Raw genomic sequence first — 25098 nt, 5'->3', positions numbered from 1 at the left:
CGGAGCGCCGGGCCCGAATCGAACGAACTCTTCCCGCTGAAAGCGGGCGTGCTGCCAATGCACCACCGACGCCTGGCCGACCGGGCTTTCCGCCGCCTGCGCGACCCGCCCTCTCGACGAGGAAGAACCTACCAACGGATGATCAGAAACCGAAATCGACGGGTCAGGCCGGGAACAGGTGCCCGAGGCGCGGCCCGCCCCGCCGCTGGAGGCGGCGCAGGAAGCCGAGCACGCCGGGCGTGCCGACGGCCCAGGCGGGGGACTCGGCGGCGGGGTCGCCGCCGGGCAGCAGCGGGCGCCCCCACGGACCGCCGCCACGGGTCAGGATCAGGCCCGCGACCTCCTCGGCGGCGTGCCAGTGCCGCTCGTCCCCGGTGGTCGCCGCCAGGTCGACCAGCAGTTCGCCGACGCCCGCGAGGCCGCAGCACTGGCCGGTCAGGCCCATCCTGGGGGCGAGCGTGCGGCAGGCGGCCGCCGCCTCCGCGGCGCGGGCGAGGAGCGCCGGTTCGCGGTGGTGGTGGGCGGCCTGGACCAGGACCGTGCCGATCCCGGCGAGCCCGCGGCACCAGGAGCCGTAGCGCCGGGTCGCACCGGGGGCGCCGGCGGCAGCGGCGAGCCGGGGGACGTCGGCGGCGAGGCCGTCGACGAGGCGCCGGGCGGCCTCCGGGTGCGCGGCGGTCGGGGTGGCGTGCCGGGGCGGGATCCGGGCGAGGAGGAAGTGGGCGAGACCGGCCCGTCCGTGGGCGAAGCCCTCCACCAGGGCCGCCGTGGCCGGGTTGGGGGTCTCGCGGGGGTCGGTGGGGCGCCCGTCGGTCAGCCGTCGGGCGCAGTCGGCGGCGACGGCCAGGTGCCGTTCGGCCTCCTCCGGGCGGCCGTCGGCGCGGGCCGAGCGGGCCAGCAGGAGCCGGGCGGTGCCGACCCCCGCGGCACCGGAGATCTGGTCGGCCGGGAGGTCGTCGGCGAGTGGTCCGTCCGCAGCGGCGGGCCGTTCGGTGCCCAGCAGGTGCGCCGCCTGGGCGAGGAACAGGTCGACGCCGGCCCGGCCGTCGTACAGCCCCGGGCCGAGCCGGCCGAGGGCGGGATGGGCGGCGGTCCACCGGGCGAGGTCGGCCGCGGCCGTGCGGACCTCGGGCCGGTCCGGGTGCTGGAGCAGTTCGAGGCCGAGCCCGGCGGCGCCGTCGTAGAGCGACAGCAGAGCGCGCGGCCGCCCGCCCCCGGGGGCCGTCCCGACCAGCTCGCGGGCCATCCGGACCGAGCGGTCGAGGGTGTGCCGGACGGCCTCGCCGAGCAGGTCCCCGGTCACCGGCGGCGGCCGGTGGGCCGCGGCGGCGGTGGGGCGGACGGTACGGGCGGTCCGGACGGGGCAGGCGGTCTGGACGGGGACGCCGGGCCGCAGCCCGGCGGCGGCCCCGGCGCGCTCCCCGGCGTCGAGGCTGAGCAGGCCGGCCACCGCCGTCACCACCGCGTCCGCCGCCTCCCGCCCACCCGCCGGCAGCGCGGCGGCCAGGCAGGCGAGGGTGCGCGCGCGGTTGACGGCCGGGTCCGGGTCGATCACCACGGGGTCCAGCCCGGTGGCGGCCCAGTGCAGGGTGGCGCCGAGCGCGTAGTAGTCGTCGGCGGGCCGGGCCTCGCCGGAGCCCGGCAGGCCGTAACCCCGGGTGGCGCCCTCGGGCCGTTGCCCGGCGAGGGCGCTGACACCGAAGTCGACCAGTGAGCAGCCGCCCGAGCCGTCGAGCACGACATTGGCGGGCTTGAGGTCGCGGACGACCACGCCGCGCGCGTGCACGGCGTCCAGGACGGCCAGCAGCCCGCGCGCCAGCGCCCACCAGTCCCGGCCGGGCGCGCCCCTGCCGTCCGGACGGTACGGACCCGACGCGAGGACGTCGCGGCGCAGGTCGTACGGCCCCCGCGCGGTGCTGACCAGGTACTCCTCCTCGCCGTGCCGGAAGTAGTCGACCAGCCGGGGTACGCCGGGCACCCCGTCGAGCGCGGCGAGCACCCGCCGCTCGTGCCGGAGCCGGCCGCGCGCGTCGGTGCCGGACGGGTCCTCGGCGACGAAGGCGCGGGCCTGTTTCACCACCACCGCCCGCCCGGTGGCGAGTTCGACCGCCCGGTAGACGTGCCCGTTCGGCGAGCGGGTGATCCCGGCGGTGATCCGGTAGCGGCCGTCGCCGACCCGGGTGGTCGCCTCCGGCGGCGGGGTGCCTGCGGCGAACGGGTCCGCCGCCCAGGGCGGTTGGCGGTAGGAGCCGTCGGCGAGGCCGCGGAAGGCCTCCCCGGCGGGGCCGGTCATGACGAGATCGGGGTCGTCGCCGTCGGCGCGGAAGGGACCGTACCGGTAGTAGACCGGGGCGTCCGGCCGCAGCCGCCGGTCGCTGACCACCCGGGGGCCGTGGCGGCCCGCGAGCACCTCGGCCAACTCGGCCGCCAGCGCGGCGATCCCGCCCGGCGCCGGATAGACCGTGACCGCCTTGCCGACGGCGGCGGCGCCGCGCAGACCGGAGTTGAGCCGCCCCAGCACGGCGGCGTCGGCGGCGAACTTGGCGTCGCAGCGGTGCCGGAGCAGGACGGGGAGGACCAGGTCGACCAGGTCCGCCAACTGCTCGGGCCGGGCGGAGAGGTGGAGCTTCCAGCCGTGGGCGAGCGCGGGCATCTCCGGGTCCCGCAGGTACAGCCAGCCGTCGCCGGCGTGCAGCCCGCGCCGGGCGGCGGTCGGCCCGGCCAGGTGGGCGGCGATCCGGGCCCGGACGCCCTCGGCCGTCCCGTGGCCGGGCCCGGGGTCCGTCGGTGCCGCTGCCGCCATCGCCGTGCCACCCCTCCGTGGTCCGTGCTCCCTGCGCCCTGCGCTCCTGTGAGGCTCCGCCCGGTGCGGTGCGGCGCGGCGCCGCTCCGCGCGGGGCACCGTCCTCCCGGTCGGGGACGGGGTGACCACCGCGCGGTCGCCCGCCCGGCGGCCACCGTCCTACGCGGACCGCCCGATGGAGGTCAGGAGTCGAACCCGCACTCGAAGCGGGTGGGAACGTAGGTGACCCACGGGTCGGCGAGACACGCCACCGGGGCGAGGTCCGCGTCGAACGCGTCCTCGAAGACGATGGTCTCCTCGTCGATGTCCAGCAGGCCGGCGTCGCGGATCTCCAGGACCTGTGCGCTCATGAGGGGCTCCTCCCGTAGAGGGTTGGCGGATACCTTGAGACGGCATGCTCATGCTAGCCAGCTCCTTGCGTTCACCATAGGGGCGCGGCCTCGTCACATTCCGAACACCCGGAGCGGGCCCGCCACATGACGACGGGGGGCCCGCCGTCGAACGGGGGACCGGAGGAATCCGCGGTGCTACGGTCGGCCCCATGTCCAAGACCGAGATCGACCAGCTCACCGCCGAGTTCTTCGGCGCCTTCGACAACCGCGGAGGCCGGGGCGCCGACGTGGCCGCGATCCGGCGGCTGATGCTCCCGCAGGGAGTGATCGTCAGCACCGCCCCGACGTTCACGGTCTACTCCGTCGAGGAGTTCATCGAGCCGCGCGAGCGCCTGCTGAACGACGGGCGGCTGGTCGGCTTCTCCGAGTGGGAGACCTCCGAACGGACCGAGATCGCGGGGGACATCGCCTCCCGGATCGGCGAGTACCGCAAGTCCGGGACCCTGGACGGTCAGCCGTACGAGGGCGGCGGGACGAAGACCTTCCAGTTCGTCCGCACCCCCGAGGGCTGGCGGATCGCCGCCTTCTCCTGGTACGACGGGGCCTGAGCCCGGCACCGCTCCGGGCGGCGGCCCGGCTGCGGGACCCGGGTGACGGCGTGGCAGCATCCGGGTGTGGTGATCTACGACGAACGACTCTCCGTCCCACTGCGCTGGTGGCTGGCCGCGCTGACGGCCGCCGCCGCGCTCACGGCGGCACTCCTCCCGCTCGGCCCGCTGCCCGCCCTGGCCGGCGGCGCGCTGCTGCTGGCGTTGACGGCCCCGGCGCTGAACGGCTACGGCCGGGTCCGGATCCGGGTCTGCGACGGCGTCCTGGTGGCCGGACCGGTCGTGCTGCGCGGCGAGCACGCGGGCGCGGTCGAAGTCCTCGACCAGGCCGCCGCCTTCGCCTGGCGCACCCGGCTGGCCGGCCCCCGGGCCCGCCTGCTGATCCGCGGCTACCTCCCGCGCGCGGTGCGCGTGGAGGTCGCCGAACCCTCCCTGCTCTGCCCCTACGTCTACCTCTCCACCCGCCGGCCCGAGGCCCTCGCCGCGGCCCTGGCCGAGGCCCGCGACCACTGCGCGCTGCCGACCGCCGCCGGCCGCTGACCCAGGGGTGGTACGGGTGTGGCCCGGGAGCCGGATGCGTCGCATACTGCTGGCGGTACCGCCCCGGCACCGGTGGCGCGGTGTGCGACGCACAGGGGAGGGCCACCATGGCACACGAGACCGCCGGCCGTGCCGCACGAGCGGCCTGGGGCGCCCTCGGGGCGCTGCTGCTCGCCTGGACGGTGTTCGAGGCGGCCGAGCACACGGGCCTCACCGTCCCGCTCGCCGCGCTCGGCCTGCTGGTCCCGTGGCTGGCCGCACGGGCCCCGGTCCGGCCGGCCGTCCGCCGCGCGGTGTCGCGCGTCCGGACACCGCTCGCCGTCATGGTGGTCTGCTCCCTCGTCCCCGGCCCCGCCGACAACACCGCCGCGCCGTTCACCTTCGGCATGGCCTGGCTGACCCACCTCGCGCTGCGCCGGGCGCTGGCCCGCGACCGGTCCTGACCCCGCGTCCGGCCGCCCGGGCACCGTCGCGCGGGAGCACCCGGCGCGGTCCCGCGCTGCGCCGTGCCCCCGTGCGCCGTCGGCGGCGCCGGGACCCGGCGGCCGGGGGCGGGCATCATCCTGCCCGGACGGCGGCGCGATCGATGGGGGCCGGATCCGGTGGTGCGGGCACGGGTGCGGGTGCTGCCGGGGTTCGCCGTGTTCGGGGTGTTCTGGGGCACCTGGGGCGCGCTGATCCCGGAGGTCCAGCGGCGGGCGCGGGTGGACGACGGCGAGCTCGGGGTCGCCGTCCTGATGATCGGCCTCGGCGCGCTCTGCTCGATGCGGCCCGCCGGTGCGGCCGTGGACCGCTTCGGGCGCCCGGCGGTCGCGGCGCTCCTGCTGCTGATGGCGGTGGCGGCCGTCCTGCCCGGCCTGGCCCGCGGCGCACCGGCGCTGATGGCCGCGCTCGCCGCCCTCGGCGCGGCCTCGGGGGCCGTCGACGTGGGCGTGAACGCGCTGGCGAGTGCGGAGGAGAGCCGGTCAGGCCCGCTGATGAGCGCCGCCCACGCCTGCTTCTCCGCCGGCGTGGTGTGCGGGGCCCTCGCGGCGGGTCTGGCGCTCGGCCGCGGGCTCGCCGCCGCCGCGGTCCTGCTGCCGGCGGCCGCGCTCCTCGCCGGGGCCGCGGCCGTGATCGGCGGTCCGGGCCCGGCGCCCGAGCCCTCGCCCGGGCGAGGGCTCGGGCGAGGGCGGCGGACGGGTGTCGCGGACCGGCCGCTGCTGCTGCTCGGAGTGCTGTGCGCGCTCGCGTACCTGGTCGAGAACGCCTGGCAGAGCTGGAGCGCGGTGATGCTGCGCGCCGTCCTGCACACCGGCCCCGGTACGGCCGCGGCCGGCCCGGTGGTCTTCGCCGCCTCGGCCGCCGTCGGCCGGCTGGCCGGGCACGGGCTCGCCGCGCGGCTGCCGCAGCGTCACCTGCTGGCACTGGGCGCGGCGGTGGCGGCGGCCGGCACCCTGGGCGCCGCCCTGGCGCCCGGCGTGGGAACGATGCTCGCGGGGCTCGTGGTGGCGGGCCTCGGCACCTCGGTCTGCGCGCCGACGATCCTCTCCCTGGCCGGGGCCCGGGCCCGCCCCGAGGCGCGCTCGGCGGCGGTGGCCGTCGTCGCCTCGGTCGGCTACGGGGGCTTCCTGGTCGGGCCCGCCGCCGTCGGCCTGACCGCCTCGGCGGCGGGTCTGCGGACCGCCCTCGCCGCCGTGGCCGGGGTGGCGGCGGTCCTGGCGCTCGCCGCGCTGCCGACCCGCCCGGCCCCGTCGGCCACGGCGGGCGGACCGGTCCTCCCGGCTCGTCCGTCTGTTCGGTCGGGGTCCGAAGAGCCGAGGCTGTGATGTGATGGACGGATGATCGACGAAGGATTCGCCGCGGAGTGCCTGGGCCCTGTGGAGGAGGCCGTCCGCCGGACGGCCGCCGCCGAGATCATGCCGCGCTTCCGTGCGCTGACCGCCGACCAGGTGGCCGAGAAGAACGGCCCGCACGACCTCGTCACCGTCGCCGACCGGCGCGCCGAAGCGCATCTGACGGCCGCTCTGACGGCGCTGCTCCCCGGCTCGGTCGTGGTGGGGGAGGAGGCGGTCGACGCCGACCCGGGCCTCTACGCGGCGCTGGCCGGCGACCGCCCGGTCTGGATCGTCGACCCGATCGACGGCACCCGCACCTTCGTCCGCGGCGACGAGGGGTTCTGCACCCTGGTCGCCCTCGCCCACCGCGGTGAGCTGCTGGCCTCCTGGACGTACGCGCCGGTCCACGACCGGATGGCGACGGCCCTGCGGGGCGGCGGCGCCCGCCTGGACGGCGTCGAGCTGCGGGCCGGCGCACCGGACGACGGCGCGCCGCTGCGGATCGCCGCCTCCTACCCCTTCCACACCACGCCCGGGGCGAAGCGCGCGCTGCGGCGCCTGCGCACCGAGGGCGTGCGCGCCGATGCCGTGCGGGCCCGGCCGTGCGCGGGCTCGGCCGGGCTGGAGTACCTGGAGATCGCCCGCGGCGCCCTCGATGCGACGGTGTTCGGCTGGGAGAACGCCTGGGACCACGCGGCCGGGCTGCTCCTGGTCGCGGAGGCGGGCGGCGCCCACGCCACGCTCGACGGCACGCCCTTCCGCCTGGCCGGGGACAACGCCCTGCCGTTCACCACGGCCCGCGACACGGGGACCGTCACCCGGATCCGCGGCCTCCTCCTCGGCGACCACACCGGCGCGTAGCGGCGCGCCGACGGCCACGGCGGGGAAGGCGCCGCCCGTGCCCGGGCCCTCGGGGTCGGCGGGGTCGTAGGGCACGGCGGTCAGGCCCGGCGTCTCGGCTCCGGCCTGGCCGCCGGCCCGGACGGTCCGGGCGCAGCGCAGCGCGGTGTCGGCGACGGCGTAGTGGTCCGGCCGCTCCGTGCCCGGGTGGGCGCCGGGCCGGAGGAAGCGGCAGGTGACGCACGTCCGGGAGCCCCGGGTCACCGTACCGATCCCGCGCAGCACGGCGGCGGTGGAGGCCGGGGAAGGCACCGGCGAGCGTGTCGCCGAACGGTTCGGGGACGGCCGCGAGGCGTTCGGCCCGGGCGAGGGCGTCGAGCGGGTCGCGGTGGCGTTCGGCGAGGTCCTTCCCGGCGAGCGCCCGGACCGCCGGAGGGCCGCGCGGGGAGGCCGGCCCGGAGCGGGGAGAGCAGAGCCCCCGGTGTGCGCCAGGGGTCCCGGTCACGGTCCGCCGTCCCGCTTCCGGGCGAGGCCGCCCGAGCCGGTCCGGGCGGGTCGCCGCCCTGCTCTGCTCTGCTCTGCCCTGCGCGGCGACCCGCCGGGCCGGTCAGCCGCCGACGTGGTCCCGGACGGCGTCGGGCAGGCGGCGGCCGGTGACGGAGCGCCAGGCCCGTTCCACGGCGCGCGGACCGAGGTCGCGCGCGAGGAGTCCGAGGTTGACCACGCTCGGCCAGGTCAGCGGATGCGGGAACTCCTCGAAGCAGGTGATGCTGCGGACCAGCCACTCCATCGCCTCGCGCGGGCGCCCCTGCTCCGCGGCGAACAGCCCGAACTGGCCGAAGGTCCGCACCAGCCCCGGCGTGTCGCCGATCCGGTGCGAGACGTCCAGCGCCTTGCGGTACCGGGCCTCGGCGTCGGCCGCCCGGCCGCCGGTCTGGGCGGCCAGACCGAGCTGGTGGTAGCCGACGGAGACCCCCGCCTGGTCGCCCAGCTCCTCCCGGACCGCCAGGGCCCGCGCGTACCAGGTCTCCGCCTCGGCGAGGTCGCCGCGCAGGGCGGCGACGACGCCGAGCTGGTGCTGGCTGGCCGCCGTGCCGTGCCGGTCGCCGAGGTCCTGGCGGATCTCCAGCGCCTTGCGGTGCAGGGACTCGGCCTGCGCGAACCGCTCCTGCGCCGAGGCCAGGACGCCGAGCCGGTGGTAGCCGCGGGCGGAGTCCGGCAGGCTGCCCGACTCCTCGGCGAGGGCCAGCGCCTCCGTGCACCACTTCTCGGCCTCGGTGAGGCGCCCCAGTTCGGCGGCGACGGCGGCGAGCCGGTGGTGCAGGTCGGTCGCGAGCGGCAGGTCGGCCGGCTGCTCGGCGCCGTCCAGCGCGCGCCCGTACCAGAGGTGGGCGTCCTCGAAGCGGCCCTGTTCCTGGGCCAGGACGCCGAGCTGGTGCCAGCAGGCCGCCGCGCGCCCGGACTCGCCCAGGCGCTCGAAGGCGTCGAGCGCCTCCCGGGTCCGCTGCTCGGCGTCGTCCATCCGCCCGAGGCGGTGGGCGATCACCCCCAGCTGGTGGTGGCCGAGCGCGATGCCGTGGGCGTCGTCGAGCTGCTCCAGGAGGCCGAGCGCGTGCAGGTACCACTGCTCGGCGTCGGCGAACTCGCCCCGGTCCACCGCGATCCGGCCGAGCTGCTGGTAGCCGTCGGCGAGGTCGTCCAGCTGGTCGGTGTCCGGCGTCCGCCGTTCCACGGCGCGGTGGATCTCCCGGAAGGACCGCTCGGCCTCCTCCGTCCGGCCCGCCCGCACCAGGCGCCGGGCGTCGGCGCCGACCACGGACAGCCAGAGCGAGCCGGCCGGGGTGTCGGCCCCCGGCGGGCCGCCGTCGGGGGCCTCCAGGGCGGCGCGCACCCGGTCGGTCCAGCCGCGTGCCTCGGTGTCCAGCCCGTGGGCGTTCCAGTAGGCGTACAGCGGCCGGACGAGGGCCAGGGCCTGCAGCCACAGGCCGTGCTCGACGGCCCGGACCAGCAGGCCGCCGACGGTCCGCCGCTGGAGGTCCAGCGCCGTGAGGGCGAACTCGGCGCTTCCGCCGAGCAGTTCGCGGGTGAGCAGCAGGCAGAAGTTGACCTGCGCGCCGAGCAGCGCCTGCAGGGCGGCCGCGTGCTGCTCGGCGAAACCGGGCTCCTCGGCGCGCCAGCGGGCGGTCAGGGCGGCCGCGATCTCCGGGTGGAGCCGGAAGGCGGTGCCCGGCGCGGCGGGGGCGTGCGCGGCGGTGCCGTGGGCGGCGGTGAGCAGACCGAGCCCGGCCGCCCGCTCCAGCAGCCGCTGCCACTCCTCGGTGCCGCGGTCCCGGAAGCGCTGGGGTGCGAGCGGCTGGCGGGAGAGCAGGGCGAGGACCGTGGCGTCGGCGGTCCCGCGGAACAGCGTGACGGCCGCCAGCGCCCGCCGGTCGGCGGCGGTGAGCCGGTCCAGCGCGTAGGCGGTGCTCACCGCGAGCGCCGCGTGCCCGGAGTCCCCCGTACCCCCGGCGGCCGCCTCCTCGCCGCGCACGAGGGTGTCCAGGGTGTGCCAGGGTTCGTGCGCGTCGAGCGAGGACAGCACGAGCCGCATGCCCAGCGGATGGCCGTCCAGCCACTCCAGCAACTGGCCGAACACCCGCAGCCCGCGTTTGCGGACGGTGTCGGGGTCGGGGCCGAGCAGCCGGTCGGCGTACTCGACGGCCTCGTCCGGGTCCAGGCCGGGCACCTCGACGCGCAGCGGCCCGGAGCCCAGCCAGTCCTCCCGGGTCCGGCTGGTGAGCACGACCGCGCCGCGCCCGCGCCGGACCGCACGCTCCAGGAACGCCCGCAGACCGGCACGCTCCTCCTCGGTGGGGGCCGGGGTGGCGGCCGCCGGATCGGGCCCGGTGTGCAGGGACTCGACGCCGTCCCAGATCAGCAGCACGTCCCTGGTGGCGAGTTCCCGCTCGACGGCCTCCAGACGCTCGTCCGGTGCCAGCGGGTCGAAGTCCTCGGGGGCCAGCAGCCGGCGGCCGATCCGGTCGACCACCCCGGCCGGGCCGAACGAGGCGGTGCCCGGCTCGAAGGAGTGCAGGACCACGGCCTCCGGCCCGTCCACCGCCCCGGTGTCCCGCCACCAGCGGCCGAAGGCCTTCGCCAGTTCCGTCTTGCCGACGCCCGCGGGGCCGTGGAGGACGACCGCGCGGTGCAGCCGGGCTCCCGTGTCCAGGTCGAGCAGCAGCCCGGCCCGCTCGACGAACGCCCCGGCGGGCGCGAGGCCCTCCAGGCCGTCCCGGGCGTCCGGGTCCGCGGCGGTGCCGGACCCGGCGGCGACGGCGTCGGGGAGCCGGCCGTGCTCCGGTGCGTCCTGCTCGGCCCGCAGTCCGGGGAACGCCAGCTCGCTGCGGCGGTAGAGGGCCGGGACCGTCCAGTCGGCCAGCGGCAGCGGGCCCTTGACGGAGACGCGCCGGTTCTCCTCGGCGAGCCGCCGGCGGCCGACCGCCACCGCCCGCGCGATCCGGTCGCCGCGGCGGAGGCGTTCGTAGACGGCGGTCAGGAACGCCGTGGCCGCCGTCGCGCCGAAGCGGTAGGGCAGGGCGAGCACGGCGCCGGCGCCCTCCTGGAGCAGCACGAGGGCCGCGGCGGCCTCGGCCTCGCCGGCCGGGTCCCCCGACCGGTGGGCGCCCAGGACCACCAGCGGCACCTCGGTGGCGGCCAGCAGCCGGGCCGCGCGCCGGACCGGCACCGGGTCGGCGCCGCCGTCCGGCCGCTCGAACACCAGCACGTCCTCGGGGTCGTGCCCCCGGAAGGCCTGCGCCCGCCGACCGGTCGCGGCGGTGTCGCCGGGCCTGGCCCCGGGGAGCACGCCGGGGCCGTCGAAGTGCACGATCTGGAACGGCCGGCCCTCCTCGCGCGCCTCGCGGAGGGTCTCGCCGAGCCCGGCGAGCGTCGGCGGGCGCAGCACCCGCAGCTCGACCGCGTCGCGGCCCGGCCCGAGCCGCCGCAGCAGGGGGAGCGCGCTCGTCCGCGGCGCGGCGTGCGCGGCGCCGTCCGGCCGGGTGACCACCAGCAGCACCCGCAGCCGGGACCCGTCCGCCTCGGTGACCGCGTCGAACGGGTCGGCGGACGACGGTGAGCGGGTCACCACCACGCCGTCGAGCGCGGGGGGAACCGGGCGCCCCGGATCCGTCATCAGTTCCCAGGGCAGGCCGAGCAGCGGCGCGGAGTCGGAGCGCAGCACCAGCTCCAGACCGCCGCCGCGGGCCCGGGCCCGCAGGTAGGCGTCGCGGCCGGGGCCGTCGCCGAGCAGCGCGGAGAACATCCGCGCGCCCCAGCCCGGGAGCTGGCGGGCGATGTGCGGGCCGCGCTCTCCGTACGCCCCGAACGGGGTCCCGAGGTGGTCCTCCAGGTACCAGCGCAGGTTCTCCAGGGCGGTGTCGTCCAGGGGTCTGCGCAGCCATCCGGCGTCGGCGGCGGGCGCCGGGACGTCGGCCCCCGGCGGCCACTCCGTCACGGACATCCGGCCGTCGGCGTGGAGATCCACCACCAGACGTTCGACCACAATCGCCCCCAGCGAGTGCTTGGCGGCCGGTCGGCCGTTCCGCTGCGGAGCACAGGGTAGCGGCGTCGCCACCGCACCGGGCGCCCGGGTGCGAAGTGCGCGGTAACGATCGGTCGAAGCCCACTGGCCCGGGGAGCGGAACGGAAGGGGCAGGCGGGCTGCCCCAAGGGGCAGACCGAACGTTCCGTCGGGATGGCGGGGCCTCCGTTCGTCCTTCCGGACGGAAGGCTCCGTTCACCTGGGGGACATCGACGGCCGTGGCGTTGACCAGCGATGTCGCGCTCGCGTCAAGGTGGTTCCGGCGGGCCGAGGGGGCGTCAAACCCGCGGGCCCGTCGATCTTGCGGGTGACCTGCGTCACTTGACCGTGTTTTCGGGTTGGGATTCACTTTTTCCCGGCGGCGGAAAGCGGAGCGGGAATTCTGCCGGGTCCACCGCGGATTTCGTGCAGCGCGGGCCGCCCGCCGAAGAGTTGTTCGTCATCGTTCCCTTTCGAGATGGAGGTGCTGTCATGAAGCTCGTTCACTTCGTGAAGAAGGTCATGCCGGAGAAGAGCCTGAAGGCCTACGCCTGGTACGGCTGGATCTAGTCCCGGCGGTTCGTCCGCCGTCGGACACGTGCCCGGCGAGTGCCACCCGCGCTCGCCGGGCACGGCCCGCTCATCGCGAGCCGGCCGCCACGGCCGCTCACCCTTGGAGTCATGGATGGCTATGTCCAGCACCGGCCGGAGCGCCCGCGTCACCCTCTTCGCCCCGCGGATCGACGAACTCCTGCGCAGGTACCGAGGTCAGGACCTGTTCCGCCTGGAGGCGGACACCGTCGGGGTCGCCGGCGCCGACCTCATGGACGGCCTGCTGCGCAGCAGGCCGGCCAACGCGGAGGAGCGCCCGACCTTCAAGCCCGTGCGGGGCCGGCTCGTGACGCGCGCCGACGCGTCCGCGCTCATGCAGGCCGTCTCCGCCGACGTCCGGACGGCGCTGAAGAAGCCCCTGGCCGAGGGGGCGGACCTCGCCGGGAAATGGCCGCACACCCCGCACGTCTATCTCCGCGACCTCGTCTTCGGGCAGGAGAGCCTCCGTTTCCGGGTGCTCGTCGACCGCCGGCTGGAACTCACTCCGAAATTGACCTGGATGGCCGTCGCGGCCGGAACGGCGATGCTCGGAAAGCCGGGTACGGAAATCCCGCTGTCGAATCTGGCGGCCCGGGTGCTGGAAGCCGAGACGTATGACGACCGTCGCTACGCGATGTACCTCTACCGGCGGGTGGCGGCGCCGATCTGCTTCACCGTGGCCGCGCTGGTGACCAACGCGGTCTGGCTCGGAGCGCCCTTCGCCGACGACGTGCCCAACCGGGACGTGCTGCTGGAGGCGCTGCGGCTGCTGCCGCCCTCCTGGAACATCCTGCGGGTCGCCTCCCCGGAGTTCGGTGCCGTCGACGGCCGGATCGGCGGTGCGGACGACATTCTGATGCTCCCGCTGCTGAGCCACCGCGACCCGCGGCTCTGGGACGACCCGGAGTCCTTCCGCCCGGAGCGCTGGAAGGACCTCGACCCGGACACCCAACCCGGCTACCTGCCGTTCGGGCACGCCGGTGAACGGTGCTGGGGGCGGCACATGGTGATGCCGCTGGCCGAGCGGATCCTCGACGTCGTCCGCCGCGACGGCCTGGTGGTGAGCCCGGAGCAGCGGGTCGGCCGGGTCGAGCTCGACGGACTGCTGGAGGTCTCGGGCGTCCGGATGGTCCGCCGCTGAGGGCGTGCGCGGCCGGGCGGGAGCGCGTCCGACACCCCGGACGCGCCCCCGCCCGCACCCCGCCGACCCGCGGCGACGACAATGGCGCGGTGAACGACACGAACGACCTGCAGGACCCGGGCCACCTCGACGGCCCGGGCGGCCCGAACGGCACCGGCGCGGCCGGGGGCCACCGGGAAGTGGACCACCAGGCCCTGGTGCACGAGGCCATGGCGGCCGCCGTGCGCTCGCCGCTGCGCGGCCGGGTCGCCGACTACATCCCGGCGCTCGCCGAGGCCGACCCGACGGCGTTCGGCATGGCGGTCGCCACCGTGGAGGGCCGGGTCTTCGGCGCGGGGGACTGGCGGCAGCCGTTCTCCGTCCAGTCGGTGTCGAAGCTGTTCACCCTCGCCCTGGCGCTCGCCGAGGGCGGTGACGGCCTGTGGACCGGTGTCGGCCGTGAGCCCTCCGGCAACCCGTTCAACTCCCTGGTCCAGCTGGAGTCCGAGCACGGCGTCCCGCGCAACCCCTTCATCAACGCCGGCGCCCTCGTGGTGACCGACCGCCTGCTGGAACTCACCGGCGACGCGGTCGGCGCCGTCCTCGACCTGCTGCGCGCGGAGTCCGGCGACCCGGCCGTCGGCGTGAACCGCGCGGTGGCCGCCTCCGAGGCCGAGCACGGCCACCGCAACGCCGCCATGGCGCACTTCATGGCGAGCTACGGCAATCTGCGCAACCCCGTCGAGGACGTGCTCGCCCACTACTACGCGCACTGCGCGATCGAGGCCGACTGCCGCGACCTGGCGCTGGCCGGCCTCTTCCTCGCCCGTCACGGCGTGCGCGCCGACGGCTCGCGCCTGCTGTCGCGCAGCGAGGCCAAGCGGATCAACGCCGTGCTGCTCACCTGCGGCACCTACGACGCGGCCGGCGAGTTCGCCTACCGGGTGGGCCTGCCCGGCAAGAGCGGCGTCGGCGGCGGCGTCCTCGCGGTCCTGCCCGGCCGGGGCGCGGTCTGCACCTGGAGCCCCGGCCTGGACGCCGCGGGCAACTCGGTGCTCGGGGTCGCCGCCCTGGACGCCCTGACGACGGCCACCGGCTGGTCCGTGTTCTGACGGCGGTGGCGGGGGCGCGACGGCCGCACGGCCCACCTCCACGGCTCCGTCCGGTGACGGGTCGGAAGCTGACGGTCACGAAGTTGTTATGTCCTCTTCACCGGGCCGATGGCCGGCCGGGACATGCTCTGCACCGGCGGGAGCCACCGCCGACGACGCGCCGGCCAGCAGGCGCACTGACAAGGGGACTGACACCGTGACCGTCCGCCGTACCCTCATCGGCACCCTCACCGCCGGCCTGCTCGCCGCGGCCGCCGCCGTCCTGCCCGTCGGCGGCGCCGCGCAGGCCGCCCCCGGGAGCGCCCCGGGCGACCTCCCGTTCGGCTCCGCGACCACCGTCGGCCTGCACAACACCTACGACCCGGCCGCCTTCGGCTACCTCGCGCAGGGCCTGGACACCGGCACCGGCATGATCGAGCTGGACGCCTGGCCGAACGCCATCACCAAGGAGTGGAAGGTCAGCCACTCCAACCCGCTGGGCAACACCAACAACTGCGTCAGCGCCACCACGGCCGCCCAGCTCTACTCCGGCGGCGGCAACAAGAACCTGGACGCCTGCCTGGACGACGTGCGGCTCTGGCTCGGCGCCCACCCCGCCGCCGGCCCGCTGGTGATCAAGCTGGAGCTCAAGCCGGGCTTCTCCGGGAACCTCGGCATGGGCCCCGCCCAGCTCGACGCGCTGATCGCCGCCCACCTCGGCTCCGCCGCGCTGCGCCCGGCCGACCTGCTGGCCAAGCCCGGCGGCGGCTCCTACCCGACCCTCGACGACGCCGTCCGGGCCGGCAACTGGCCGACCAGGTCGGCACTGGCCGGCCGCGCCCTGGTCTACGTCATCCCCGGCACCGTCGAGCTGGACAACCCGTTCGACACCCTGCACACCGACGTCGAGTACGCGCGGTACCTGCGCGACCTGGCCGCGGCCGGGCGGGTCGGCGAGGCCCGGATGTTCCCCACCGCGCTCGGGGCGGCGTCCGGCGACCCGCGCACCCGGTACAGCGAGACCTCGATCCGCCCCTGGTTCGTGGTCTTCGACGGTGACGCCGCCACCTACGTGAACGGCGTCGACACCGGGTGGTACGACACCAACCACTACCTGCTGACGATGACCGACGCCCACAACGTCGCCCCCGCCATCAGCAACACCGCCCCCACCGCCGACCAGGCCCGCACCCGCACCGAACAGCTCGCCCGCACCCACGCGAGCATCGTCTCCAGCGACTGGCGCCGGCTCCCCGAGGTCCAGTCGCTGGTCCTCACCCGCGGCTGACCCGCCCGCGGCGGGCCGCTGACCCGCCCGCGGCCGCCCGGACGACCCGCCCCCGATCCGCGGGGCCGGGCCGTCCGGCCGTGGACGAGGGGCGACCCCCGTCCCGGGTCAGTGCGCCGCGGCGCCCCGGTCCGGCCCCGTCGGGCCGTCCTCCGAGCCGGTCAGCGAACTCACCAGCGACCGGAACGCGGCCCGGTACACGCTCGGGGTCGTGCCGGTGTACCGCTGGAAGTGGTGGCGGAGATTGGCCGGGGTGCCCAGCCCCGTGCGGGCGGCGATCCTCGCCACCGGCTCGTCGCCGCGCTCCAGCAGCCGCTGCGCCCGCTGGATCCGTACCCGCAACAGGTACTGCAGGGGCGGCAGACCGGTCTCCGCCCGGAACCGGCGGCTCAGCCCCCGTACGGTGAGCCCGGCCTGGCCGGCGATGTCGTCCAGCGTCAGCGGCCGGTCGAGCCGGGCCTCCAGCCAGCCGAGCGTGGGCCCGAGCACGCCGTCGGACAGCGGCACCCCGGGGGCCGGCGCGTCGTCGGCGCGCAGGTCCAGGAACATCTGGCGCTCCGTCTCGACCGCCACCGCCACCCCGTGGTCCGCGGTGATCAGCCGCAGACAGAGGTCGACCCCGCCCAGGACGCCGGCGGCGGTGTGGAACGGGCCGTCCTCCACGACCACCCCGTCCGGGTCCACCTCGATCCGGGGGTGGCGCCGCGCCAACTCGGCGGCGAGGCCGCGCGCGGTCGCGGCCCGGCGGCCGTCCAGCAGGCCGGTCGCGGCCAGGGCGAAGGTCCCCGCGCCGAAGGCCCCGATCCGGCACCCCCGTTCGGCGGCCGCCCGCAGCGCCCCGACCACCTCGGGCGGCGGACCGTCGAGGTGCCCCTCGTGCCCCGGCACCAGGACGGTGTCGGCCTGTGCCAGCCCGTCGAGCCCCCACGGTGCTGCCAGGCCGAAGGCGGCGGGGCCGCCGGTCGAGCGGAACCCCGGCGCGGCGCAGAGCCGCACCTCGTACGAGACCTGCGGGTGGCAGCGGTCGGCGGTGCCGAAGCAGACGGCCGGCGTGGTGACGTGATGCCCGGGCACCCCGTCGAGCAGCAGGGCGGCGATCACGGGCATGTCCAGAATTTAGCCCAGGGTGACATCGCCGCCGCTGTCGGCCCCCGGGGGCCGCGGCGAAGGATGGGACGTGCCGGCACCGCAGGTCAACGACCTTTCGGCGGCCGGTTCCCCACCTTCCCGGGCGTGCTGGCGCACGCCCTCGAACGAACGGACCACCCATGTCCCGCAACGTCTCCCGGGTCCGCCGCGCGGCGCGCGTCGCCACGGTCGCCCTGGCCGCCGCGGCCTGCACCGCCACCCTGGCCGGCCCGGCCGGTGCCATCGTCAACGGCAGCACGGCCACCGAGCGCTACCCCTTCATGGCCTCGATCCCGATGACCGTCCCCGACGCCGGGCTGGACGACGGCGTGTGCGGTGCGGCCCTGGTCCACCCCCGCTGGGTGCTGACCGCCGCGCACTGCGTCGACACCACGCTGGTGCGGCCCGACGGCATCGTGCGCATCGCCTCCGACCGGCGAACCGCCGGCGGGACCGTGCGCGGCATCGAACGGACCGTCACCCACCCCGGCTACACGCTGGGCGCTGCGGCCGGTGCGAACCGGGACGACCTCGCCCTCGTCCGCCTGGACCGCGCCGCGCCGCAGACGCCGATCCCGATCGCGAGCCGGGCCGGCGCCCCGGGGACGCCGACCCGGCTGCTGGGCTTCGGCACCACCGTCGACACCACAGACATCACCAAGGCGGCCTTCTCCGACCGGCTGCGGCAGCTCGACACCCGCATCGGCGCGGTCAACGAGTGCGACCCGGGCCGGGCCGGTCTGACCCGGCTGTGCACGGTGAGCCCGGTGCCCGGCGCGATGGCCTGCATCGGCGACTCCGGCGGCCCGCAGATCCAGCGCGGCCGGGGCGGCCGCTGGGAGCTGGTCGGCACCACCTCCGGGGACGGCGACAACGATCCGACCTGCTCGACCGGGCCCGGGCTCTACACCAACGTGCCCGCCTACGCCGACTGGATCCGGGCCACGCTCCGGGCCTACGGCGACTGATCCCCGCGCCGGCCCGGCGCACCCGCACGCTGCTGCGCCCGGCGCATCGCGCCGCCCGTGCGCCGGGCCTTCGCCCCACCCGCCCCCCCCGCCCCGCCGCTTCTCGACCCCCGGACTACGCTGCCGCCATGCCCGTGATCGCCGTCCTGGCCCTCGACGGCCTGCCCGGCCACCACCTCACCACCCCCGGACTCGTCTTCGGCACCGCCGCCCGTGAGCACCCGGGCATCGCCTACGACGTCCGGCTCTGCGCCGCCGGTGCCCCCGGTACCGTCCGACTCGGCGCCCCGGCCCCCGTCGACGCCGAGCTCCCGTACGGCCTCGACGCCGCCGCCGGGGCCGACGTCCTCCTGCTGCCCGCGCACGGCGACGGCGGTGACGACCCGGCGCCCGAACTGCTCGACGCGCTCCGCGCGGCGGCCGCCCGCGGCGCCCGGATCGGCGCCTACGGCAGCGGCGTGCTCGTCCTCGCCGCCAGCGGTCTGCTGGACGGCCGCCGGGCGACCACCGCCTGGCGCCACATCGGGGAGCTCGCCCGCCGGCACCCCCGGATCGAGGTCGACCCCGGCGGCACGCTGATCGTCGACGGCCCCTTCCGCACCTCCGGCGGGGTGTTCGGCGGACTGGACGTCTGTCTGCGCCTGCTGGCCGAGGACCACGGCGAGCGGGCGGCCGACCGGACCCGCCGGGAACTGCTCAGCCCGCTGCTGGCCCACGCCGAACGGGTTGCCGAGTCCATCGACCGCACCCTCGCCGAGCGCGGCGGGCTGGACGCGACCCTGGAGTGGCTGGAGCGCAATCTCCACCTGCCGCTCACCCCCGCCGACATCGCCGCCCACGCGGGCGTCAGCATCAGCAGCCTCAACCGGCACTTCCTGGCCCGTACCGGCCTCAGTGCCCCGCGCCACCTGCTCCGCCTGCGCGTCCAGCGCGCCCGCGACCTGCTCGAACGGACCGACGAGCCGGTCGAGGCGATCGCCGCCCTGGTCGGCTTCGCGTCCCCCGCGACCCTGCGCCCGCACTTCGCCCGCCTCACCGGCACCACCCCGCGCGCCTACCGCGCCCGCCACCGGCGGCGGTGACGCCGGACCACCGCTTGCGCGGGGGCTGAGGGAGAGGGGACGGTCGTGCGCCCGGGCGCCCGGGCGCCGCGGACCTCGTGGTCCGGCCGGGGTTGGCCAGCGCCCTTCACCGGAGCGCTTCGACGAAGGCTCGCAACCGTCGACGTGGTGGGCGGGCGCACGTGCCCGAGCCCTCCCCGAGGCTGTGGGCCGCCCGCCCGCCCGCCCGGCCCGGTTCGGGCCGACGGCCGGTGACCGCGAGCGGATCGCCACCGGGGCCGGGGAGGCTCGCTCGACGGGCAGCGCACCGAGGACAGCGGCCGGCGCGGACGCGCAGGGGCTCAGGCTCCGTCGGTGGCCTCCGCCGGATCCGGCCGACCGGTCCACTCCGAGGCGAGCAGCCCGAGCACGACCTCGTCCTCGAACGCCCCGTACACCCAGGCGGCCCGGCGCAGCGTGCCCTCCAGTACGAACCCCGCCCCCGTGGCGGCCTTGATCATCGGCAGGTTGTCCGCCAGCGTGTCGACCTGCAGCCGGTTCAGCCCGCGCACCGTGAACCCGTAGTGGCAGAGCAGCCGCACGAGGTCGCCGGCCAGGCCGCGCCCGCGGAACCCGGGCCGCAGCGCGAGGCCGAGGTGGGCGCGCCGCTGGTGGGCGTCGATGCCCCAGAGCAGCGCCTCCCCGGCCAGCTCGCCCGACGCCACGTCCACCACCGAGAAGAAGGCGACCCCGTCGTCGCCCGGCCCCACGACGAACGGGGACTCCGGGGAGTCGGCCGCCAGGGGCCGCCAGGGGCGGGTGTCGGCCCGTGAGCGGGTGACGACGTCGTCGTAGAGCTCGGTGTGGAGTACGGGCACGTCGCTGTCGTGGCGGGCGCGCAGCAAGATGCGGGAGGTCTGTAGCATGTCACATTGCTATCGGCGGGCCGCCGGCGCCCGCAAGCGAATTTCCGCCCGGCGCGCCGGGGAATGGCGGCGCGGCGGTCGGCCGTTGGCACCGAGGTGACCGCCGCGCCCGCCCTCCGCCTCTCCGTCCTGGACCGTTCCCGCACGCGCCGTGGCGAGGAGCCCGCCCGGGCGCTGCGGGACACCGTCGCGTTCGCGGTGGAGGCCGAACGCCTCGGCTACCACCGGTTCTGGGTCTCCGAGCACCACGGTGTGCCGGGGGTGGCCGGCTCGGCGCCGACGGTGCTGGCCGCCGCCGTGGCCGCCGCGACCTCCCGGATCAGGGTCGGCACCGGCGGGGTGATGCTCCCCAACCACCAGCCCCTCGTCGTCGCCGAGCAGTTCGGCGTCCTGGAGGCGCTGTTCCCGGGCCGGATCGACATGGGCCTGGGCCGGTCGGTGGGCTTCACCGACGGGGTGCGCCGGGCGCTGGGGCGGGAGAAGGACGCCGCGGACCGCTTCCCCGGGCAACTCGCCGAGCTGCTCTCCTGGTTCGACCCCGCCGCGCGCGGCCCCGGCGGTGTGCACGCCCGGCCCGCCGAGGGCCTGGACGTGCCCGCGTTCGTGCTGGCGACCGGCGCCGGTGCGGAGGTGGCCGCCGAGGCGGGGCTGCCCCTGGTGATCGCGGCGGCGCGCGGGGAGGAGGCGATGCTGGCGGCGATCGACCGCTACCGCGAGCGCTTCCGCCCCTCCGCGCGGGCCGAGCGGCCCTACGTCGTCGTCTCCGGGACGGTCGCCGTCGCGCGGACCGAGGAGCGGGCCCGCGCGCTGCTCGTCCCGGAGGCCTGGTCGAGCGCCCACGGCCGGACCCACGGGGAGTTCTCCCCGCTCGAACCCGCCGAGGAGGTCCTGGCCCGGTCGATGACCCCGCGTGAGCGCGCCGCCTTCGAGCAGGCGCTCACCGGCCACCTCGCGGGCACCCCCGAGCGCGCCCTCGCCGACCTCACGGCGCTGGTCGGACGCACCGGCGCCGACGAGTTCCTGCTGACCACCAGCACGTACGACCGGGCGGAGCTGCTGGACTCCTACCGCCTGCTCGCCGAGGCCGCCGGGCTGGTCTGAGCACGGGCGCTCGCGCGACCCGCCGGCGCGACCCGTCGGCCGCCCCGCCGTCAGCGGTCAGCCGTCGGCCCGGTGCGCCTGGGCCCGGTGCGCGGCGACCCGCACCCGGGTGGCGCAGCGCGGCGTGCAGTAGCGCTGCGGCGTGCGGCGCCCGGTGTCGACGAAGAAGCGCTCGCAGCCGGGCGCCGCGCACCGGCCCCAGGCGCACCGGCCGCGTTCGCTCAGCCAGAGGCCGAGGGCCAGGGCGGCCGTCGACAGCAGCCAGTGGGTGAGGCTTGCGTCCGGCGGCGCCTCGGTGTGCAGCGACCAGGGCCGCCCGGGCAGCCGCACCAGCCGGGGTCGCGCGGGGTACCGGTCCAGCAGCGCGTTGATCTGCTCGGCGGCCCGGTCTGCGTCCTCGGTGCCCAGCAGGCGGACGAGCGGGGCGGCGGCCTCCCGGAGCTCCCGGGCGTCCGCCTCGGTGAGCCGGAACGGCGGGCCCTGGTGGCGTTCCAGCAGCGCCTGGAGTTCGGCGGCTCCCGCCGCGGGGTCCTGCCGCACGGTGTTGGCGAGTTCGGCGACGAAGAGCAGCCCCCGCGGATTGCCGCCCTGGAGGTCGTCGGTCATGCGTCCGTCCCTTCCGGTCGTGTCGGACACCGTCATGGTAACGTCGAAATCATAGTTGAGCGTTACAACCCGAGGGGGCAGTATGCGGTCATGGCCGACGAACACGTCCGTCCTGGTGGTGGGAGGAGGCCCGGTCGGCCTGACGCTCTCGCTGCTGCTCTCCCGGTACGGCGTGCGCCACCTGCTGATCGAGGCGCACCCGGCGACCTCCCGCCACCCCAAGGCCCGTGGCGTTTCGGCGCGTTCGGCCGAGGTCTTCCGGCGGCTGGGGCTGGAGGCGGATCTCCGCCGGGCCGGGCTCCCGCCCGAGCACGTCTTCTTCTACCGGGGCCGGGACCTCGTCGACCCGGACTTCGTCCGCACCGGTGTGGCGGCCGAACCGCGACCGGGCGCCGAACGCACCCCCGCGCCGGGGCTGATCTGCTCCCAGGACGCCCTGGAGGCCCTGCTGCTGCGACACGCCCGGGAGCGCACCCCCGCGGACATCCGGTTCCACACCCGGCTGCTGGCCTTCACCGAGGACGACGGGGGCGTGCGCGCCGAGCTGGAGGAGCGCGAGACGGGTGCGCGGCACATCGTGCACGCCGACTGGCTGGTCGGCTGCGACGGCGCGGCGAGCACCGTGCGCGAGGGCGCCGGCATCGCGATGGAGGGCCCGACCGGCCTCGGCCACTTCCTCAGCATCCGCTTCGAGGCCCCGCTCGGCGAGGTCGTGGCCGACCGGGCCAGCGCCTCCTACTTCCTCACGGCCCCGAGCGGCGGCGGCTTCCTGGCCGTGGACAACGACCGCCACTGGGTCTACCAGTACCCCTACGACCCCGCGCGCGAGGACCTCGCCGCGCTCCTCGCCGACCGTGCGGCGCTCGCCCGGCTGGTCCGCGACGCGGCCGGCCTGCCCGGGCTCGACGTCACCGTCCGCGACACCATGACCTGGCGGATGGACGCCCGGCTCGCCGCCGCCTACCGCCGCTCCCGGGTGCTGCTCGCGGGCGACGCGGCCCACGTGGTGCCGCCGACCGGCGGCCACGGCATGAACACCGGCATCGGCGACGCCGACAACCTCGCCTGGAAGCTCGCCGCCGTTCTCGACGGCCGCGCCGGCGAGCGGCTGCTCGACAGCTACCAGGACGAACGCCGCCCGGTCGCCCGCCAGGTCGTCGACCTCTCGCTGGCCAACTCCCGGGCCCGCGCCGGCTACCGGATCGACGACGAGCTGCTGCTCACCGCCGTCTACCGTTCGACCGCCGTCCTCGACGAGCCCGGCGCCCCCGCCCTTCCGCCCCTCGACCCGACCTGTGAGCACGGGAGCGCAGTCCCCGGCGGCCGCCTGCCGCACCTGGGCCTGGCCGGGCCTCCCGGCGCCGCCTCCACCCTGGACCTCGTCGGCCCCGGCTTCACCCTCCTCACCCCCGCCGCCGACGCCGCCTGGCTTCGGCAGGCCGCCACCGCCACGGCGGCGGGCCTGCCCGTCACCCCGCACCCCGTGCCGGTCGGTGCGGCCAGGTGGACGGACCTGTCCGGCCTCCCCGGCACCGGAGCCCTCCTCGTCCGCCCGGACGGCCACCTCGCCTGGCGCGCCCCGCACCCGCCCGCCGACGACGCGGAACTGCTCGGCGTGCTGCGCCGGATCCTCTCGGCGGACGGGGCCGCGCCGCCCCGGGCCTGAGCCCGGCAGGCCCTCGCGGCCGATCCGCCGCGCCCGCGCCCTCCGACGCCCGGTCGAACGGTCCGTCGAGCGCGGCGGGACCGGCCGCGTCCAGCACCGGGACGACGGCGGGGGTGCCGCCCGAGGCGGCGGACGACCGGGTGGGCGACCGGGAGCGATGGCCGGATCTGACAGAACCCGGTCATTGCGGACGCGGCCCGGGCGGCGGAAGGATCACGGTATGCCCGAACCGCGCACCGTCGTCATCGCCGCCTTCCCCGGAGTCGAGTTGCTGGAGGTGACCGGCCCGGCGGAGGTGTTCTCCGTCGCCTCCCGCCTGGTGGGAGGCGACGCGCCCGCGTACCGGGTCGAGATCGCCGCCGCACGGACCGGCCCGCTGCCCACCGCCGCCGGGATCGCCCTGGTCGCCGAGCGGGCGCTGGCCGAGGTGGGCGCGGGCACCGACACCCTGCTCGTGGCCGGTGCCATGGCCGGTGCCATGGCCGGAGCCGACGGCCGCTACGAGGCCGTCGTCGACCCCGAGGTCGTCGGCTGGCTGGCCACGGCGGCTCCGGCCGCCCGGCGCGTCGGCGGAGTGTGCGCCGGCGTCCACCTGCTCGCCGAGGCCGGACTCCTCGCCGGTCTGCCCGCCACCACCCACTGGCTCACCGCCGGTCAACTGGCGGCGCGGTACCCGGACATCGCGGTCGACCCGGAGCCGATCTTCATCCGCGCCGGACGGATCTGGACCTGTGCGGGCGTGACCGCCGCCATGGACCTCGCGCTCGCCATGGTGGCCGAGGACCACGGTCCGGCGATCGCCCTGGACGCCGCCCGCGCCATGGTGATGTACGTCAAACGCCCCGGCGGGCAGACCCAGTTCAGTGTGCCGCTCTCCCTCCAGGCGAGCGCCGACGACCGGGTCGACGAGCTCCGGCGCTGGATCGACGAGCATCTCGGCGAGCGGATCCCGGTCGAGGCCATGGCCGCCCGGATGAACCTGAGCGTGCGCCACTTCGCCCGGGTCTTCCGCACGTGCACCGGCCGCACCCCGGCCGACTACCTGGAGGCGGTCCGGGTGGAGGCGGCCCGCCGGCTCCTTGAGGAGTCCGCGCGCAGCCTGCCCGACATCGCGGCCGCCAGCGGGCTCGGGTCGGTGGAGACCCTGCACCGGGCCTTCCGCCGCCGTCTGGGCGCCACCCCGGCCGAGTACCGGCGCCGGTTCCGGCCGCATGCCACCGCTCGCTGAACCACCACACGACCCGCACCCCTTCCCCGAGGAGCACCGAGTTGTCCCGCACCGAGGTCATCCCCGTACCGGTCCTGGGCCGGCACGCAGTCAACGCCTACCTTCTGCTCGGCCGCCACCCGGTCATCGTCGACGCCGGAACGCCCGGCAGCGGCCGGCGCATCGTCGAACAGGTCGCCGCGCACGGCGTCGACCCGGCCGACGTCCGCCTCGTCGTCGTCACCCACGGCCACATCGACCACTTCGGCTCCGCCGCCGAGCTGCGCCGCCTCACCGGCGCGCCGATCGCCGCGCACGCCGCCGACCTGGGCCCCTACCGCAGCGGCCGGGTCCGCGAGCCGTACCTGCCGACCGGCCCGATGGGACGGCTCATGGCGCGCAGCCCGAAGCTGCACGAACAGGCCGAACCCTTCGAGCCCGACCTCCTGCTCCACGGCGAGACCGCCCTCGCGGACTTCGGCGTCGACGGCCGCATCATCCCCACTCCCGGCCACACCGCCGGCTCGGTCGCCGTCCTCACCGACGACGGCGACCTGGTGGCCGGCGACCTGATCGCCAACTCCTTCATGGGGCTGATCAGAGGCCGCCCGGCCAACCCGCCCTTCCACGACGACCCGCTCGCCAACCTCGCCAGCCTCCGCGCGATGCTGGACCTCGGGCCCACCCGGCTGCACGTCGGCCACGGCACCCCCCTCGACCCGGCCCGCGCCGCCCGCTGGGCGGCGGCGGAACAGCGCAGGCTGGAGCGCCGCGCGGCCCGGGGCCGCCTGCGGGTCAGGCCGCAGGAGCCGGCCGGCGCGTCGGACGAGGAGACGGCCGGGGTCGCCGAGCGGGCCTGAGGCCGGGG

At 77.0% G+C, this 25098-nt stretch carries 21 protein-coding genes and 1 tRNA gene; 15 read left to right on the top strand and 7 right to left on the bottom strand.

Annotated features, from left to right (window positions below):
• Positions 1-3 precede the first annotated feature (3 nt).
• From ACFVFS_RS06655 to ACFVFS_RS06645, 3 genes are all read right to left on the bottom strand, one after another.
• Positions 4-72: transfer RNA gene (locus tag ACFVFS_RS06655), tRNA-Glu, on the bottom strand.
• A gap of 91 nt (positions 73-163) precedes the next feature.
• Positions 164-2803: a class IV lanthionine synthetase LanL gene (gene lanL, locus ACFVFS_RS06650; RefSeq protein WP_380620859.1), complete on the bottom strand. Its 2640-nt coding sequence runs from the start codon at positions 2801-2803 to the stop codon at positions 164-166.
• A gap of 182 nt (positions 2804-2985) precedes the next feature.
• Entirely contained in the window at positions 2986-3153 is a 168-nt protein-coding gene (locus ACFVFS_RS06645; protein ID WP_376081347.1) for an SflA family class IV lanthipeptide, read from the bottom strand.
• Positions 3154-3344: 191 nt separating this feature from the next.
• On the opposite strand from ACFVFS_RS06645, the gene ACFVFS_RS06640 reads away from it, so the two are divergent.
• The 5 genes from ACFVFS_RS06640 (at position 3345) to ACFVFS_RS06620 (ending at position 6961) form a co-directional block, all read left to right on the top strand.
• On the top strand, positions 3345-3743 hold the full coding sequence (locus ACFVFS_RS06640; RefSeq protein WP_380620857.1) for a nuclear transport factor 2 family protein: 399 nt from the start codon (positions 3345-3347) through the stop codon (positions 3741-3743).
• A 66-nt stretch (positions 3744-3809) separates the two neighbouring features.
• The gene (locus ACFVFS_RS06635; protein ID WP_380620855.1) at positions 3810-4283 is read left to right on the top strand and encodes a DUF3093 family protein; all 474 of its coding nucleotides are present in this window, start codon (positions 3810-3812) and stop codon (positions 4281-4283) included.
• A gap of 107 nt (positions 4284-4390) precedes the next feature.
• Positions 4391-4726, top strand: coding sequence for a hypothetical protein (locus ACFVFS_RS06630; RefSeq protein WP_380620853.1), 336 nt, complete (start codon positions 4391-4393; stop codon positions 4724-4726).
• Between the two features lie 162 nt (positions 4727-4888).
• Entirely contained in the window at positions 4889-6091 is a 1203-nt protein-coding gene (locus ACFVFS_RS06625; RefSeq protein ID WP_380620851.1) for an MFS transporter, read from the top strand.
• A gap of 12 nt (positions 6092-6103) precedes the next feature.
• Complete coding sequence (locus tag ACFVFS_RS06620) at positions 6104-6961, top strand: inositol monophosphatase family protein (RefSeq protein ID WP_380620849.1); 858 nt, start codon at positions 6104-6106, stop codon at positions 6959-6961.
• 586 nt (positions 6962-7547) lie between these two features.
• Here the strand turns inward: ACFVFS_RS06620 and ACFVFS_RS06615 are convergent.
• Complete coding sequence (locus ACFVFS_RS06615; protein ID WP_380620847.1) at positions 7548-11462, bottom strand: tetratricopeptide repeat protein; 3915 nt, start codon at positions 11460-11462, stop codon at positions 7548-7550.
• 384 nt (positions 11463-11846) lie between these two features.
• On the opposite strand from ACFVFS_RS06615, the gene ACFVFS_RS06610 reads away from it, so the two are divergent.
• The 4 genes from ACFVFS_RS06610 (at position 11847) to ACFVFS_RS06595 (ending at position 15588) form a co-directional block, all read left to right on the top strand.
• Complete coding sequence (locus tag ACFVFS_RS06610; RefSeq protein WP_380620973.1) at positions 11847-12068, top strand: tryptorubin family RiPP precursor; 222 nt, start codon at positions 11847-11849, stop codon at positions 12066-12068.
• Positions 12069-12183: 115 nt separating this feature from the next.
• A complete protein-coding gene (locus tag ACFVFS_RS06605) occupies positions 12184-13230 on the top strand; it encodes a cytochrome P450 (protein WP_380620845.1) in 1047 nt (348 codons plus the stop codon).
• Between the two features lie 209 nt (positions 13231-13439).
• Positions 13440-14321, top strand: coding sequence for a glutaminase (locus ACFVFS_RS06600; protein WP_380620971.1), 882 nt, complete (start codon positions 13440-13442; stop codon positions 14319-14321).
• 196 nt (positions 14322-14517) lie between these two features.
• Entirely contained in the window at positions 14518-15588 is a 1071-nt protein-coding gene (locus ACFVFS_RS06595) for a phosphatidylinositol-specific phospholipase C domain-containing protein (RefSeq protein WP_380620843.1), read from the top strand.
• A 108-nt stretch (positions 15589-15696) separates the two neighbouring features.
• Here ACFVFS_RS06595 and ACFVFS_RS06590 read toward each other — a convergent pair whose 3' ends face one another.
• A complete protein-coding gene (locus tag ACFVFS_RS06590; protein ID WP_380620841.1) occupies positions 15697-16695 on the bottom strand; it encodes a GlxA family transcriptional regulator in 999 nt (332 codons plus the stop codon).
• A 161-nt stretch (positions 16696-16856) separates the two neighbouring features.
• Between ACFVFS_RS06590 and ACFVFS_RS06585 the strand changes: the two genes are divergently transcribed.
• Both ACFVFS_RS06585 and ACFVFS_RS06580 read left to right on the top strand, forming a co-directional pair.
• On the top strand, positions 16857-17684 hold the full coding sequence (locus tag ACFVFS_RS06585) for a S1 family peptidase (protein ID WP_380620839.1): 828 nt from the start codon (positions 16857-16859) through the stop codon (positions 17682-17684).
• Positions 17685-17812: 128 nt separating this feature from the next.
• Complete coding sequence (locus tag ACFVFS_RS06580) at positions 17813-18766, top strand: GlxA family transcriptional regulator (RefSeq protein WP_380620837.1); 954 nt, start codon at positions 17813-17815, stop codon at positions 18764-18766.
• 320 nt (positions 18767-19086) lie between these two features.
• Here the strand turns inward: ACFVFS_RS06580 and ACFVFS_RS06575 are convergent, their stop codons facing one another.
• Positions 19087-19650 (bottom strand): GNAT family N-acetyltransferase, encoded by a 564-nt coding sequence (locus tag ACFVFS_RS06575; protein WP_380620835.1) that lies wholly within the window; start codon positions 19648-19650, stop codon positions 19087-19089.
• A gap of 63 nt (positions 19651-19713) precedes the next feature.
• On the opposite strand from ACFVFS_RS06575, the gene ACFVFS_RS06570 reads away from it, so the two are divergent.
• The gene (locus tag ACFVFS_RS06570; RefSeq protein ID WP_380620833.1) at positions 19714-20751 is read left to right on the top strand and encodes an MsnO8 family LLM class oxidoreductase; all 1038 of its coding nucleotides are present in this window, start codon (positions 19714-19716) and stop codon (positions 20749-20751) included.
• Positions 20752-20808: 57 nt separating this feature from the next.
• On the opposite strand, the gene ACFVFS_RS06565 is transcribed toward ACFVFS_RS06570, so the two are convergent.
• Entirely contained in the window at positions 20809-21357 is a 549-nt protein-coding gene (locus ACFVFS_RS06565; RefSeq protein WP_380620831.1) for a CGNR zinc finger domain-containing protein, read from the bottom strand.
• Between the two features lie 82 nt (positions 21358-21439).
• On the opposite strand from ACFVFS_RS06565, the gene ACFVFS_RS06560 reads away from it, so the two are divergent.
• The 3 genes from ACFVFS_RS06560 to ACFVFS_RS06550 all read left to right on the top strand — a co-directional run bounded on the left by ACFVFS_RS06560 (position 21440) and on the right by ACFVFS_RS06550 (position 25090).
• Positions 21440-23023: an FAD-dependent monooxygenase gene (locus ACFVFS_RS06560; RefSeq protein WP_380620829.1), complete on the top strand. Its 1584-nt coding sequence runs from the start codon at positions 21440-21442 to the stop codon at positions 23021-23023.
• A gap of 220 nt (positions 23024-23243) precedes the next feature.
• The gene (locus ACFVFS_RS06555; protein ID WP_380620827.1) at positions 23244-24251 is read left to right on the top strand and encodes a GlxA family transcriptional regulator; all 1008 of its coding nucleotides are present in this window, start codon (positions 23244-23246) and stop codon (positions 24249-24251) included.
• Positions 24252-24292: 41 nt separating this feature from the next.
• Entirely contained in the window at positions 24293-25090 is a 798-nt protein-coding gene (locus ACFVFS_RS06550; RefSeq protein WP_380620825.1) for an MBL fold metallo-hydrolase, read from the top strand.
• The last annotated feature ends 8 nt before the right edge of the window (positions 25091-25098 follow it).

This window comes from Kitasatospora sp. NPDC057692, from assembly GCF_042799475.1.
Taxonomy (GTDB): Bacteria; Actinomycetota; Actinomycetes; order Streptomycetales; family Streptomycetaceae; genus Kitasatospora.
This window is presented reverse-complemented; position numbering and strand designations above follow the sequence as displayed.

What these genes read in the sequence shown, in the direction of transcription:
- ACFVFS_RS06620 (WP_380620849.1), top strand. Translation starts at nt 6,104, where the DNA reads ATGATCGACGAAGGATTCGCCGCGGAGTGCCTGGGCCCTGTGGAGGAG.
- ACFVFS_RS06590 (WP_380620841.1), bottom strand. Translation starts at nt 16,695, where the DNA reads ATGCCCGTGATCGCCGCCCTGCTGCTCGACGGGGTGCCCGGGCATCAC.
- ACFVFS_RS06605 (WP_380620845.1), top strand. Translation starts at nt 12,184, where the DNA reads ATGGCTATGTCCAGCACCGGCCGGAGCGCCCGCGTCACCCTCTTCGCC.
- ACFVFS_RS06640 (WP_380620857.1), top strand. Translation starts at nt 3,345, where the DNA reads ATGTCCAAGACCGAGATCGACCAGCTCACCGCCGAGTTCTTCGGCGCC.
- ACFVFS_RS06600 (WP_380620971.1), top strand. Translation starts at nt 13,440, where the DNA reads ATGGCGGCCGCCGTGCGCTCGCCGCTGCGCGGCCGGGTCGCCGACTAC.
- ACFVFS_RS06585 (WP_380620839.1), top strand. Translation starts at nt 16,857, where the DNA reads ATGTCCCGCAACGTCTCCCGGGTCCGCCGCGCGGCGCGCGTCGCCACG.
- ACFVFS_RS06630 (WP_380620853.1), top strand. Translation starts at nt 4,391, where the DNA reads ATGGCACACGAGACCGCCGGCCGTGCCGCACGAGCGGCCTGGGGCGCC.
- ACFVFS_RS06570 (WP_380620833.1), top strand. Translation starts at nt 19,714, where the DNA reads ATGGCGGCGCGGCGGTCGGCCGTTGGCACCGAGGTGACCGCCGCGCCC.
- ACFVFS_RS06575 (WP_380620835.1), bottom strand. Translation starts at nt 19,650, where the DNA reads ATGCTACAGACCTCCCGCATCTTGCTGCGCGCCCGCCACGACAGCGAC.
- ACFVFS_RS06645 (WP_376081347.1), bottom strand. Translation starts at nt 3,153, where the DNA reads ATGAGCGCACAGGTCCTGGAGATCCGCGACGCCGGCCTGCTGGACATC.
- lanL (WP_380620859.1), bottom strand. Translation starts at nt 2,803, where the DNA reads ATGGCGGCAGCGGCACCGACGGACCCCGGGCCCGGCCACGGGACGGCC.
- ACFVFS_RS06555 (WP_380620827.1), top strand. Translation starts at nt 23,244, where the DNA reads ATGCCCGAACCGCGCACCGTCGTCATCGCCGCCTTCCCCGGAGTCGAG.
- ACFVFS_RS06580 (WP_380620837.1), top strand. Translation starts at nt 17,813, where the DNA reads ATGCCCGTGATCGCCGTCCTGGCCCTCGACGGCCTGCCCGGCCACCAC.
- ACFVFS_RS06560 (WP_380620829.1), top strand. Translation starts at nt 21,440, where the DNA reads ATGCGGTCATGGCCGACGAACACGTCCGTCCTGGTGGTGGGAGGAGGC.
- ACFVFS_RS06565 (WP_380620831.1), bottom strand. Translation starts at nt 21,357, where the DNA reads ATGACCGACGACCTCCAGGGCGGCAATCCGCGGGGGCTGCTCTTCGTC.